The following is a 12,908-nucleotide window of genomic DNA, read 5'->3' on the forward strand; positions in this document are numbered from 1 at the left end:
TGAAAAAATGAATGCAGAGTTTGTTATTGATATAGCAGAAAAAGGAATATATATGGTATTGATCATTGCTGGCCCATTGATGGTGATAGCTCTGGTTGTAGGGCTTTTAGTAAGCATTTTTCAGGCGACTACACAGATTCAGGAACAGACCTTGGCATTCGTTCCGAAAATCGTGGCCGTTTTGTTGGGACTCATACTTCTTGCTCCGTGGATGCTGAGCCATTTATTATCATACGCAAATGAAATTTTCGGTAACCTGAATCGATTTGTAGGGTAGGGCATGGAAGAACTATTTCCGCATTTTCCTGCTTTTTTATTAATCGTGGTCAGGGTCACCACATTCTTTGTGGCAATGCCGATTTTCTCGTACCGCTCAATACCGGTGCAGCATCGTCTAGGGCTTGGAATCTTTCTTGCCTGGATCATGTACTATACCATTGATGCCCCCATCCTTGACCTGGATGCCACATTTTATTTGTTGATCATTAAGGAGGCACTTGTGGGGCTTTTCATCGGATTTGCTTCCTATATGATTTTATCAGCCGTTCAGGTAGCAGGGGGATTGATTGATTTTCAGTTGGGTTTTTCGATAGCCAATGTCATCGATCCCCAAACCGGGGCCCAAAGCCCGTTGATGGGACAATATCTATATACCATCGCTTTATTATTCCTACTGAGCACGAATGGCCATCATTTGCTTTTGGATGGGATATTTTATAGCTACCAATTCATCCCGATCGATCAATTGTTTGTGCCATTTGGGGATCATAGATTGATAGAATACTTGGCCAAGGCATTCGGAAAAGCGTTCATGATTGCCTTTCAAATGTCGATACCAGTGGTGGGAAGCATTTTTCTGGTGGATGTCACGCTAGGCATCCTTGCAAGGACGGTTCCCCAATTGAATGTATTCGTTGTTGGGATCCCAGTCAAAATCATAGCGGGCTTGGCGGTTATTGTTTTGGTAATGGGAATGATGATGACGGTTGTCACCCAACTCTTCAATTTCTTGCTTGTGACGATGCGTCATCTCATGCAGCTGATCGGAGGCATATGATTTGGACAAATTTCAGCTGGATTTACAGTTCTTCGCAGGTGAGAAGACTGAAAAGGCGACACCGAAAAAACGCCAGGATTCAAAGAAAAAAGGACAGGTGGCAAAGAGTCAGGATGTTAATACATCCGTTAATTTAATTGCTGTATTCGCGGTGCTATTGATTATGGGGCCATATATGTACAACCATCTCGTCGCTCTCATGAAAGATTATCTGCAGCATTTTTCCGTGGCTGGCTTCACGGAGGGTACTGTCCAGATTATCATGATCGAAGTACTGAAGGAAATGGGCCTAGTCCTTGGACCTGTTTTTGCAGCGGCGGTAGTGGCTGGCATTTTGGCTAATGTCATGCAGATCGGGTTCATGTTTTCAACAGAATCCATACAGTTCAAGCTTGAAAAATTGGATCCCATTAAAGGTTTCAAACGTATCTTTTCGATGAGGGCGATTGTTGAATTATTGAAATCGATTCTTAAAATATCCTTTGTTGGTTTTGTTGCCTTTTATGTACTTTGGCAGCGAATGGACGAAATTATGATTTTATCACAGATTTCTGTGGAAGAAGCGATGGCAACGCTGGCGGATATTACGATCAAAGTAGGATTTTATGCTGCCGTGGCTTTATTGTTCATTGCTCTATTGGACTATTTGTATCAGAAATATGACTTTGAAAAAAACATCCGAATGTCCAAGCAGGATATTAAGGATGAATATAAAAATTCCGAAGGCGATCCGCTCATCAAGTCAAAAATCAAGCAAAAGCAAAGGCAGATGGCTGCTCAAAGAATGATGCAGGAGATTCCCAATGCCGACGTCGTCATTACTAATCCGACACATTTTGCCATTGCTTTAAAATATGATGAAGAAAAAGCGGAGGCTCCATTTGTAGTGGCAAAGGGCGTTGACTTTGTCGCTCAGAAAATTAAATTCATCGCTAAAGAAAACGATGTAATCATGGTGGAAAATCGCCCTTTGGCAAGATCCTTATACGATCAGGCGGAATTGGGCCAGGCGATTCCCGAGGAGTTCTTTAAGGCGGTCGCTGAAATACTCGCCTTTGTTTATAAAACCAAAGGTAAGCTGTAAAGAAGTAAAGGTAACCCGTTAGTTAGGAGAGAAAAACATGCGAGCAAGAGATTTAGTTGTTATATCGAGCGTCATCATGATCGTTGCCATGTTGGTCATTCCATTGCCGACATGGTTGTTAAGTATTTTACTCCTTTTGAATATCTCTCTTGCGCTGCTGGTTCTATTGACAACGATGAATATGAAAGAACCTCTCGAATTCTCGATCTTCCCTTCGTTGCTCCTTTTACTGACATTGTTCAGGTTGGGGTTGAATGTTTCGACGACTCGTGCCATTTTGACCTATGGTGATGCTGGCGGTGTCGTAGAAACCTTCGGGTCGTTTGTAGTCGGAGGTAATGTGCTTGTAGGATTAGTTGTGTTCATCATATTGGTCATCATCAATTTCATTGTCATCACGAAAGGATCGGAACGGGTCTCGGAGGTTGCCGCCAGGTTTACACTGGATGCGATGCCAGGGAAACAGATGGCCATTGATGCGGATCTGAATGCTGGGATGATTTCCGAAACGGAAGCACGTGCCAGAAGGGACAAAATCAGTAACGAAGCAGACTTTTATGGTTCCATGGATGGTGCGAGCAAATTTGTTAAAGGAGATGCAATTGCTGGCATCATCATAGTCATCATTAACTTGATTTTTGGGATGATCATTGGGGTCATGCAATTGGATATGGGATTTGCTGAATCCGCCACCCATTTTTCGATGCTATCCGTTGGTGATGGAATCGTCAGTCAGGTGCCGGCCTTATTGATTTCAACGGCTACAGGAATAGTCGTGACAAGAGCTGCCTCGAACGGCAACCTCGGAGCGGATATTGTTGAACAACTGTTTCAATTTCCCAAAATGCTCTACCTGACAGCAGCCACCATCTTCCTGCTTGGGTTATTCACCCCGATTTCCGACTTGTTCACTTTGCCGATTGCAGCTTTGCTAGTCGTAGGCGGGTATACCATTTCCAGGATACCGAAGCAGGACGAAAGCGAAATTCAGGAGATGGAAGAAGTACTTGAAACGGATGAAATGAAAAGTCCGGAAAGTGTCGTGAATCTGTTAAGTGTCGACCCGATCGAATTTGAGTTTGGATATGGACTGATACCTCTTGCGGATGCCAATCAAGGAGGGGACCTGCTGGATCGCGTCGTCATGATCCGCAGACAGCTTGCCATCGAATTGGGGCTCGTGATTCCCGTCGTCAGGATCAGGGATAACATTCAGTTGAATCCAAATGAGTACCGTTTGAAAATTAAGGGGAGTGTCATGGCAAAAGGGGAATTGCTTCTTAATCATTTCTTGGCGATGAGTCCGGGAATCGAGGATGATTCGATCGAAGGGATCGATACGATTGAACCCTCCTTTGGCTTACCGGCCAAATGGATCACGGATGATATGAAGGAACATGCCGAGATGATGGGATATACCGTTGTGGACCCTCCGAGTGTAGTTTCCACACACTTGACGGAAGTCATAAAGGCCAATGCACAGGAATTGTTGGGCAGGCAGGAAACGAAGCAATTGATCGATCACCTCCGGGAATCTTCACCAATCCTTGTAGAGGAAGTGACACCTAATCCCTTGTCGATTGGCGATGTCCAAAAAGTGTTGGCAAAGTTATTGAAGGAAAAGGTGTCAATAAGGAATTTACCGATCATTTTCGAAACGCTTGCTGATTATGGAAAGCTATCAACTGACACGGATTTGCTTACTGAATATGTAAGGCAGAATTTAGCACGGCAAATAACCGGTTCATTTATGACCGATGAAAATAAAATCAAAGTGATAACCTTATCGGGGAAAGTGGAGAAAACGATCGCTGATGGGGTACAGCAAACCGAACATGGTAACTATTTATCACTTGATCCAGTCATATCGCAATCCATATTGGAGGCCATTTCAGCCAAGCTGGAGGAACTGACATTAATGGATCACCAACCGATCTTGCTCTGTTCGCCGGCAGTACGGATGTATGTCCGCCAATTGACGGAACGTTATTTTCCCAATGTGCCGGTCCTTTCATATAACGAACTAGAATCCAATGTAGAAGTACAAAGTATAGGGGTGGTGAATATCGATTGAAGGTAAAGAAATATTTGGCCCCGTCAATGACCGAGGCGATGAAGCGAATTAGGGGGGAGCTAGGCAGTGAGGCGGTCATCTTAAGCTCAAAAGCTGTCTATAAAGGTGGTTTCCTAGGTTTGTTCAAAAAGAGGAACATTGAAGTCATTGCGGCGATCGATCCTGTTTCCGCGCCTCTCCAAACGGTAACCAAGCAAAAAAAGAAGAAGCTGCCTTCCAATCCGCAACTGGAAGATCAAGCACCCGCTGTTTATGAATCCAGGGGGAATTCCGAGTTAATGAAAGAAATCGAAGGCTTGAAAGACATGATTAATCGGATACAGATCCATTCATCTGATCGAAAATTCCCCGAGAGATTGCAGAAAGCCTATGATTCCTTAACGGAGCAGGAAGTGGACCCGGCACTTCGGTCACAAATCATGGATGAATTACTTGAAAAATGGTTCGCTTTCAAGCAAAGAGCGACCGTTGAAGAGGTACAAGCCTGGTTGGAAGAATCGCTGCTGGCGATTTTGGATCAGGTCGAGAACGGACAACCGGGAATGCAGAAAAAGTATATCAATATTGTCGGGCCAACAGGGGTGGGCAAGACAACGACTCTTGCAAAGGTAGCGGCAGAAACCATGTTGAAGCATGATAAAAGGGTGGCATTCATAACGACGGATACTTACAGAATTGCAGCCATAGATCAGCTTAAGACGTATGCGAAGATTTTGAACGTTCCAATCGAAGTGGCTTATAACTTGGAAGACTTCAAACGGGCTACTGAACGTTTCTCCCATTATGATTATGTTTTTATAGATACAGCCGGGAGGAATTTCCGCAATCCGCAATATGTCAAAGATCTGAATGAGATCATTCACTTTACAGATGAGATCGAAACCTATTTGGTGCTGTCATTAACCTCCAAGCAAAAAGATATGGAAGATATTTACCGCCAGTTTGCAGCCATTCCGATAAAACAGGTCATATTTACAAAAGCGGACGAAACCTCGACTTTCGGTAGCATCTTTAATTTCATACACACGCATAAAGTAGGAGCCGCTTATATAACAACTGGCCAGAATGTTCCGGATGATATTGAAATTGCGACATCATCACAGCTATTGAAAATGGCTCTTGAGGCAAAAAAATATGAAAGACCAAGCTGAGAGCCTGCGAAGGAGACTGGAAGCCCTGCAAAAACAAACAATGGCAAGAACCATTGCCGTTTTAAGTGGCAAGGGCGGTGTCGGTAAATCCAATTTCTCCTTGAATTTTTCAATTGCCTTATCCAAAAGGGGAAAAAAAGTATTGCTGTTTGACATGGACATCGGCATGGGGAACATAGATATTTTAATCGGGGGGCATTCCCCCTTCAGTATTATCGATTTCTTTGAAAATGGTCGCAGTTTGCAGGAAATCATCACCGCTGGTCCAGGTAATATTTCAATCATCACTGGCGGAACGGGCCTGCTGAATCTCTTTTCACTTGATGAAGTGAAGTTTGCGCGTTTCAATGAAGAATTCAGTTCATTGATGGCGAATTACGATTATATATTATTTGATATGGGCGCGGGCATTACGCATGATTCGCTGAAATTCCTATTATGTGTCGATGAATTATTCGTGATTACGACCCCGGAGCCGACTTCCATCACGGATGCCTATTCTGCAATGAAATATATTCATTCGATCAATAAAGAGATTCCATGTTTCCTTGTGTGCAATAGGATATGTTCAAGCAAGGAGGGGAAGGAAACGATTAAGCGTCTGCAAAATGCCTTCATGAAATTTTTAGATCTTGAAACGGTTGCATTAGGTTATGTACCAGACGATAGGACCGTTTCAAAAGCCGTTACTAAACAAATGCCATTTATCCTTTTCGACCCTGAAGCCGATGTATCCCGAGCCATCATGGACATTGGGACGAGATATGCAAACCATTCATTTGGGGGGGATATGACTTTGCCTAAAGGTCATTTCCTCCGAAACATGAAAAGATATTTTCTTGGAAGGTAGGTCTCCTTACATGGATAAAGTAAGAGTATTGATAGTGGATGATTCTGCGTTCATGAGAAAGCTAATTTCAGAGTTTTTATCGGAAGAAAGCAGGATTGAGGTCATTGGAACTGCGAGAAATGGAAAAGATGCTTTAGAAAAAATCAAGGCATTGAAACCCGATGTCGTGACTTTGGATGTGGAAATGCCGGTTATGGACGGTCTGCAAGCTTTGAACTTGATCATGAATGAATGTCCAACCCCCGTGGTCATGTTATCAAGCACAACGAAGGTAGGTACCGAAAATACATTTGCTGCGATGAGCAGCGGGGCCTTTGATTTTGTGGCAAAGCCTTCCGGTGCCATTTCACTTGATTTGCATAAAATCAAGAAGGAACTTCATGAAAAAGTTATGGCAGCAAGCCGGGCAAATGTTCACAAACTGCAAAAGAATGCTCTGAATATTGAAAAAAGCCCATCCGTATGGAAAAATAATAGTAAAATAGAATTAGTTAAATTGGTTAAAAAACAAAAAAATGAACGAAACTGGTCCGATGGAAATGATAAGGTCATTGTCATCGGTACATCCACTGGAGGCCCAAGAGCCTTGCAGACTGTTTTGACAGGTCTGCCGGGCGATATCGATGCGTCAATCCTTGTAGTCCAGCATATGCCTCCCGGCTTCACGAATTCCTTGGCTTCCCGCCTGAATTCATTATGCAAGATTCAAGTGAAGGAAGCTGAAGAGGGGGAACTGATCCAAAAGGGCATAGCCTACATCGCTCCCGGAGGTTTTCACTTGAAAGTGAGAAAAGTCGGAATGAATTGGGTGGTTCATTTAGATCAATCGGATTTGCGCAATGGACACCGCCCTTCCGTGGATGTGCTCTTTGAATCCGTCAGTGAAATGAATGATTTTGCCAAGATAGCGGTTATCATGACCGGGATGGGAATGGACGGGGCGAACGGCCTTAAGAAGCTGAAACAAAAGGGCCTTTCAAAAGCGATAGCGGAATCAGAGGGGACATCGATCGTTTTTGGTATGCCGAAAGCGGCAATCAATACCAATTTAATAGATAACATAGAGGATGTAGAAAAAATAGCTAAATCGATAATGGGCTATTGTTAACTCGTGGAGGTGGAGATTATATGGATATGAATCAGTATTTAGAGGTATTTATTGAAGAAAGTAAGGAACATCTTCAAACAGCAAGCGAACAATTGCTGGTGCTTGAGAAGAACCCGGAAGACCTCTCGATTGTCAACGAAATCTTTCGTTCCGCTCATACGTTAAAAGGGATGTCCGCAACGATGGGGTATGAGGATTTGGCGAACTTAACCCATAAAATGGAGAATGTATTGGATGCGATCCGTAACAGTCAAATCATTCTTACGCCTGAAGTGTTTGATGTGATATTTTTAGCCGTTGATGATTTAGAAGCGATGGTCATGTCCATTGCAGAAGGCGGAGATGGAAAAAGAGACGTCTCCAAGGTTGTCCATCAACTGGATTTGATTGAAAAAGGGGAGTCACCAGTCACATCCTCGGCCGCAGAGGTTGCAGCAGCTTCAGCCGTTCTTGATAAGGAGGAAATGAATGAGGGGGAGTATGATGAATTCGAATGGACCGTGCTTCAGCAGTCCAAAGAGCAAGGGTTCAACAGCTTTGAAATCGCAATAGAATTGCGTGCAGATTGTCTGTTAAAAGCTGCCCGGGTATTCATGGTATTTGAAGTGCTTGAAAAAGCGGGTGAAGTCATCAAATCCCATCCGCCTGTCGAACTGTTGGAAGAAGAGCAGTTCGATCAGCAATTCAGCGTCACGATGATAACCAAGGAATCGAGTGAAGAGTTACAGAAAAAAATCATGAAGGTTTCTGAAGTGGATACTGTGGTGATACATAGCCTTGATCTGGAAGTGGCGCGACATGCCAACGTTGAAGAGGATAAAATTGCTGAACTGGATAACAAGGGACAAGAAAAGAATAATGATATGCTTCCAAGCGATGTTAAAGAAAAGAAAAAACAGCCGTCTGTTAAACCTGCATCAAGCAAAACGATCCGGGTAAACATTGAACGTCTTGATATATTAATGAATTTATTCGAGGAGCTTGTAATCGATCGAGGAAGACTTGATCAAATTTCCAATGATTTGGGTAATCAGGAGCTGCATGAAACAGTAGAAAGAATGTCCCGTATTACAAGCGATTTACAAACAATCGTATTGAATATGCGGATGGTGCCAGTGGAAACGGTATTCAACCGCTTTCCTAAAATGGTCCGCCAATTAGCGAGGGATTTAAACAAGAAAGTTGAATTGGAAATCACGGGAGCAGAAACCGAGCTTGATCGCACAGTCATCGATGAAATTGGCGATCCACTCGTCCATTTATTGAGGAACGCCATGGATCATGGAATCGAGACACCTGAAGAACGTCTGGCGAAAGGAAAGAACGAAGAGGGCAAAATCCATCTGAAAGCCTATCACAGCGGAAACCATGTATTCATTGAAATTGATGATGATGGGGCAGGCATTAAAAAAGAGCGAGTTTTGAACAAGGCGCTTACCAATGGAATTATAACGAGGGAAACGGCCGCCACTCTGACAGATAAGCAAATCTATGAATTGATATTCGCCTCGGGCTTCTCGACAGCTGAAACCATTTCGGATGTATCAGGAAGGGGTGTCGGTCTGGATGTAGTGAAAAATACAATCGAGTCTCTGGGCGGCTCTGTCACAATCGATTCAAAAGAGGACGAAGGATCGATATTCCTTATTCAGCTGCCACTTACATTGTCGATTATTTCAGTGATGCTGGTTGCCATCCAGGATGAAAAATATGCCATACCGCTTTCTTCCATCATAGAAACAGCGATCATAAAAAAAGAAGATATCATGAACGCCCATAATCAACAGGTTATAGACTTCAGGGGCAAAGTGCTTCCGCTTCTTTTCCTTAAAGATATTTTTGAAGTGCCGATCAGTCAGGCAGAGGAAGAGTTCCTCTCTGTGGTCATCGTAAGAAAGGGTGACAAATTAGCAGGATTGGTCGTTGATTCATTCATTGGGCAGCTTGAGGTGGTCTTGAAATCACTAGGCAATTATTTAACAAGCGCCTTTGCAATATCGGGAGCGACGATTCTTGGTGATGGTCAAGTAGCTTTAATCATCGATTGCAATACACTGATTCATTGATTGATGAAAGACAGGTGATGTGATGCTGGCTGGGGCATGCCGCATCCAGGATATCGGCAAGCTTCCAACCGCACACTTGAGTTTTTTTAAAAGAGGAGGGGAATAGATGTCGCAGGAAATGAAAGTGATCGTATTCAAAATTAAAGATAAAGAGTATGCCATTCCAGTAGATAAGGTCAGTGGGATTGAAAAGCTTCTGCACATTACGAGAGTTCCGAAGGCGGTCCAATTCGTTAAGGGTGTAATCAATTTAAGGGGCGTCATCACGCCAATTATTGATTTGCGGGTGCGCTTTGGGTTCGAAGAGGTGGAGTACGATGATTCAACAAGGGTCATCATCGTCATGCTCGATGATATGGAAGTGGGGCTGATCGTGGACTCTGCCAATGATGTTTTGGATATTCCAGTGAGTAGTATTGAGCCGCAACCTGAAGTTGTTGGCCATTCGGCTTCTGAATACATAAGCGGAGTCGCAAAAATTGAAAAGCGCCTGCTCGTGTTAATAAATTTGGAAAAGGCTTTAAGCTTGGAAGTGACTGAAAATATGTTAAAAGAAGGATAATGAGATGTCATACATTGAGAAAATCAGTCCTCTTCAACTTGATATTTTGAAGGAAATTGGCAATATAGGCGCAGGGAACGCAGCAACTTCGCTTTCGGCCATCCTTAATCGGAAAATCGATATGAATGTCCCGCATGTCCGAATCGTTTCCTTCGGTGAAATGATCGAGATGGCTGGCGGTGCCGATCACGTCGTCGCCAGCATTTTCCTAAGAATAGAAGGGGATGCCTCCGGGAGTATGTTCTTTATCCTTTCACTTCCATTAGCCCAATATTTGATACGGGAGATGGCCGGTGATGACACCTTTTCAATAGATAAGACACCGCATGCCGAACTCGCTCTTTCCTGCCTGCAGGAAATTGGGAATATTTTATCCGGATCGTATCTTTCTTCTTTGGCTGATTTCACACAGTTGAATATTATCCCTTCCGTACCGTCATTGAGCATTGATATGGTAGGAGCGACGATCAGCTATGGGTTGTTGGAACTGTCACAGGAGAGTGATGCAGCGATAGTCATTGATACGGTCCTTGTTAAAGATCAACTATTGGCCGATTCCATTGCCGGTCATTTCTTTTTATTGCCAGACCCGGAGTTTTTTGAAATCATTTTTGGCGCTTTAGAGTTGACGGCTGATGACTGAGTTGTTAAAGGCAGAGGTTGTTAAAGTTGGGATAGCGGATATGAAAATTGTAAAACCTCCCTGTTCGATCCGTACGTCTGGCTTGGGATCCTGCGTCGGAGTTGTCGTTTATGACGAGAAAAAAGCGGTTGCCGGTCTGGTCCACGTGATGCTGCCGGACTCTTCACTCACAAAGACGGGGCAAATCAACGTAGCTAAATTTGCAGATACGGGGGTAAGGGAATTAGTGCAGCGCTTGGTAAAAGCGGGTGCGAGAATGCCTTTCTTAAAAGCGAAGCTGGCTGGCGGGGCGCAAATGTTTCAGTTTGCCTCCGGAGGGGATTTAATGAGAATAGGGCCCAGGAATGTAGAGGCTGTCCGGAAAGAGTTATCTGACTTGCATATCCCAATCGTTGCTGAAGATGTCGGCGGTAATAGCGGAAGGACGATCGAATTCAATTTGCACGATTGTTTATTGAATATCCGTACCGTCAATAAAGGAACAAAAAACATATAGCAAGCCGACTGGGCGTGTGTAAAAAATGCTGTTTGGAGTACAAAACGTATACAATGTAAGGAGGATGTCCAATGTCTCATCTGACCATCGAAGAAGAACAAGTATGTTGGAAAAATTGGATTGATTGCAGAGATCCGCGAGCTGGGGACATTTTGGTCAAGAAATATATCCCTCTTGTTTCCTATCATGTTCAACGCATTTCGGTTAGCCTTCCTAAAAATGTGAGCCGTGATGATATCAGGAGTCTAGGGATGATGGGGTTATTCGATGCCCTGGAACGATTTGATACGAAGCGCGACCTGAAGTTCGATACATATGCTTCATTTAGAATTCGAGGAGCGATTTTAGATGGATTAAGAAAAGAGGATTGGCTTCCACGGAGTGCAAGGGATAAAGCCAAGAAAATTGAGTCAGCCATAGAAAAGCTTGAGCAAAAATACATGAGGAACCTCACTCCAAATGAAATTGCAACCGAATTGAACATACCGGAAGAAGATGTGTACGCTGCGATACAAGGGAATTTCTTTGCAAATGTTCTGTCCATGGATGACCAGGAGCATGATGATAAGGATAGTAAGACTTTTCATATCAAGGATGAAAAAGCGGATTTGCCAGAGGAACATGTTTTACGGGAAGAGTTGTATATGGAATTGGCAAAAGTCATAGAGACGCTCAATGAAAAGGAACAGCTTGTCTTACAGCTCTTTTATAAAGAGGAATTGACGTTAACCGAAATCGGGCAGGTCATGAGCCTGTCCACTTCGCGAATTTCCCAGATCCACTCAAAAGCGATTTACAAATTAAGAAACGCAATGAAAGAGCAATAATATCATTCTTCATCTGCGATTGGTAAGTGGGATTGGATGCGGCACCCTTATCAATGATTGTTCCAAAATCACAGAATGTTCGAACTGGACAGACACGTAATGAAAAACCTTTTAGCTTGTCTTGTCCGGTAAAAAGGATGGACAAGTGCCCGTGCAACCAAAATGGAGCGGGGATTCAAGTGAAGATTCAATGAAGGCTTTCATTTAAGCAAGCCAGAGGGCGATTCCTGGTTATTTAGGAGGCAATATGTCAGTATTTTTTATGTTTCTCTTGTTTGTATTGAATATATGCTCCATTTTTGCCATCATCATATTATATTTGCGCCAAAACCGTCTAGCCAAGCTGGAAAAAGATCAAAAAGCCATCATTCGTGAAATGGAGCAGCTTTTGACCGGTTACTTAATGGAAATGAAGGAAGATAATGAAGCATTGATCAAGGCGTTCACCGAGCCGGCTGCCATGAATGGCCAGCCTTTACCGAAAGAACGGTTCGGGCAAGGGAAAGAACCCATCGGAGAGAAAGAAATTAACCATGACCAAAATACGCCTAAGGGACAAAAGGTTAAAAGTCGTGCCGCCACCAAAAGGCAGGCTATCGACGCTTACAAAAACTCGGCTGCAGAGGATGAGGACAAGCCTTTGCCGCTAATGGCCAAGGACAAGATGGAGCTTTCCCCGGCAGCCCATCCCCCAACGAATGAAGGGGAGCTGGCCGGAAAGGAATTTGCCGATTTATTAAAGTCCTCGTTGCAGGAACCCTCACTGAATGAACAAGTGTATGCATTGGCGGATCAAGGACATTCGTTAGAAGAGATTGCCAAAAAAATGGCCCGAGGTCAAACGGAAATAGAACTACTACTGAAGTTTCGCAAGAATAGATAGAAATATCTTGATTGTGAAGGGTCGTTATGATATATTATGAAATGGTGTTAATACACACGCCCCGTGATTCTTGCAGCTGGTGCTGTTTCGACAGTTTCTGTATGAAA

The 12,908-nt window shown here is 43.5% G+C and carries 13 protein-coding genes; all 13 read left to right on the plus strand.

Annotation, left to right across the window (positions count from 1 at the left end):
* Positions 1-7: 7 nt before the first annotated feature.
* The 13 genes from fliQ (at position 8) to MHI53_RS08400 (ending at position 12,801) form a co-directional block, all read left to right on the plus strand.
* Positions 8-277, plus strand: a complete 270-nt coding sequence (gene fliQ / locus MHI53_RS08340; RefSeq protein ID WP_061144631.1) for a flagellar biosynthesis protein FliQ — start codon at positions 8-10, stop codon at positions 275-277.
* 3 nt (positions 278-280) lie between these two features.
* The gene (gene fliR / locus MHI53_RS08345; RefSeq protein ID WP_061144632.1) at positions 281-1,057 is read left to right on the plus strand and encodes a flagellar biosynthetic protein FliR; all 777 of its coding nucleotides are present in this window, start codon (positions 281-283) and stop codon (positions 1,055-1,057) included.
* Between the two features lies 1 nt (position 1,058).
* Positions 1,059-2,141, plus strand: a complete 1,083-nt coding sequence (flhB, locus tag MHI53_RS08350) for a flagellar biosynthesis protein FlhB (protein WP_061144633.1) — start codon at positions 1,059-1,061, stop codon at positions 2,139-2,141.
* A gap of 37 nt (positions 2,142-2,178) precedes the next feature.
* Positions 2,179-4,215 carry a flagellar biosynthesis protein FlhA gene (gene flhA / locus MHI53_RS08355; RefSeq protein ID WP_061144634.1) on the plus strand — a complete coding sequence of 679 codons (2,037 nt, stop codon included), beginning with the start codon at positions 2,179-2,181 and terminating at the stop codon, positions 4,213-4,215.
* Positions 4,212-5,366, plus strand: coding sequence for a flagellar biosynthesis protein FlhF (gene flhF / locus MHI53_RS08360; protein WP_061144635.1), 1,155 nt, complete (start codon positions 4,212-4,214; stop codon positions 5,364-5,366). Before flhA ends, flhF begins: the two co-directional genes overlap by 4 nt.
* On the plus strand, positions 5,350-6,216 hold the full coding sequence (locus MHI53_RS08365) for a MinD/ParA family protein (protein WP_061144636.1): 867 nt from the start codon (positions 5,350-5,352) through the stop codon (positions 6,214-6,216). The genes flhF and MHI53_RS08365 overlap by 17 nt, the downstream gene beginning before the upstream one ends.
* 10 nt (positions 6,217-6,226) lie before the next feature.
* Positions 6,227-7,324 (plus strand): chemotaxis response regulator protein-glutamate methylesterase, encoded by a 1,098-nt coding sequence (locus MHI53_RS08370; protein ID WP_061144637.1) that lies wholly within the window; start codon positions 6,227-6,229, stop codon positions 7,322-7,324.
* Positions 7,325-7,344: 20 nt separating this feature from the next.
* Positions 7,345-9,390, plus strand: a complete 2,046-nt coding sequence (locus MHI53_RS08375) for a chemotaxis protein CheA (protein WP_061144638.1) — start codon at positions 7,345-7,347, stop codon at positions 9,388-9,390.
* Positions 9,391-9,496: 106 nt separating this feature from the next.
* Positions 9,497-9,952 (plus strand): chemotaxis protein CheW, encoded by a 456-nt coding sequence (locus tag MHI53_RS08380; RefSeq protein ID WP_340373193.1) that lies wholly within the window; start codon positions 9,497-9,499, stop codon positions 9,950-9,952.
* Positions 9,953-9,956: 4 nt separating this feature from the next.
* Complete coding sequence (locus MHI53_RS08385; protein ID WP_061144640.1) at positions 9,957-10,595, plus strand: chemotaxis protein CheC; 639 nt, start codon at positions 9,957-9,959, stop codon at positions 10,593-10,595.
* Positions 10,588-11,091 (plus strand): chemotaxis protein CheD, encoded by a 504-nt coding sequence (locus tag MHI53_RS08390; RefSeq protein ID WP_061144641.1) that lies wholly within the window; start codon positions 10,588-10,590, stop codon positions 11,089-11,091. The genes MHI53_RS08385 and MHI53_RS08390 overlap by 8 nt, the downstream gene beginning before the upstream one ends.
* A 71-nt stretch (positions 11,092-11,162) precedes the next feature.
* Positions 11,163-11,918 (plus strand): FliA/WhiG family RNA polymerase sigma factor, encoded by a 756-nt coding sequence (locus MHI53_RS08395; RefSeq protein ID WP_061144642.1) that lies wholly within the window; start codon positions 11,163-11,165, stop codon positions 11,916-11,918.
* A 247-nt stretch (positions 11,919-12,165) separates the two neighbouring features.
* Positions 12,166-12,801: a hypothetical protein gene (locus MHI53_RS08400; RefSeq protein WP_340373194.1), complete on the plus strand. Its 636-nt coding sequence runs from the start codon at positions 12,166-12,168 to the stop codon at positions 12,799-12,801.
* The last annotated feature ends 107 nt before the right edge of the window (positions 12,802-12,908 follow it).

This window comes from Peribacillus sp. FSL E2-0218, assembly GCF_037992945.1.
In the GTDB taxonomy this organism is placed as follows: domain Bacteria; phylum Bacillota; class Bacilli; order Bacillales; family DSM-1321; genus Peribacillus; species Peribacillus simplex_B.

What these genes read in the sequence shown, in the direction of transcription:
- fliQ (WP_061144631.1), top strand. Translation starts at nt 8, where the DNA reads ATGAATGCAGAGTTTGTTATTGATATAGCAGAAAAAGGAATATATATG.
- fliR (WP_061144632.1), top strand. Translation starts at nt 281, where the DNA reads ATGGAAGAACTATTTCCGCATTTTCCTGCTTTTTTATTAATCGTGGTC.
- flhA (WP_061144634.1), top strand. Translation starts at nt 2,179, where the DNA reads ATGCGAGCAAGAGATTTAGTTGTTATATCGAGCGTCATCATGATCGTT.
- MHI53_RS08365 (WP_061144636.1), top strand. Translation starts at nt 5,350, where the DNA reads ATGAAAGACCAAGCTGAGAGCCTGCGAAGGAGACTGGAAGCCCTGCAA.
- MHI53_RS08370 (WP_061144637.1), top strand. Translation starts at nt 6,227, where the DNA reads ATGGATAAAGTAAGAGTATTGATAGTGGATGATTCTGCGTTCATGAGA.
- MHI53_RS08375 (WP_061144638.1), top strand. Translation starts at nt 7,345, where the DNA reads ATGGATATGAATCAGTATTTAGAGGTATTTATTGAAGAAAGTAAGGAA.
- MHI53_RS08380 (WP_340373193.1), top strand. Translation starts at nt 9,497, where the DNA reads ATGTCGCAGGAAATGAAAGTGATCGTATTCAAAATTAAAGATAAAGAG.
- MHI53_RS08385 (WP_061144640.1), top strand. Translation starts at nt 9,957, where the DNA reads ATGTCATACATTGAGAAAATCAGTCCTCTTCAACTTGATATTTTGAAG.
- MHI53_RS08390 (WP_061144641.1), top strand. Translation starts at nt 10,588, where the DNA reads ATGACTGAGTTGTTAAAGGCAGAGGTTGTTAAAGTTGGGATAGCGGAT.
- MHI53_RS08395 (WP_061144642.1), top strand. Translation starts at nt 11,163, where the DNA reads ATGTCTCATCTGACCATCGAAGAAGAACAAGTATGTTGGAAAAATTGG.
- MHI53_RS08400 (WP_340373194.1), top strand. Translation starts at nt 12,166, where the DNA reads ATGTCAGTATTTTTTATGTTTCTCTTGTTTGTATTGAATATATGCTCC.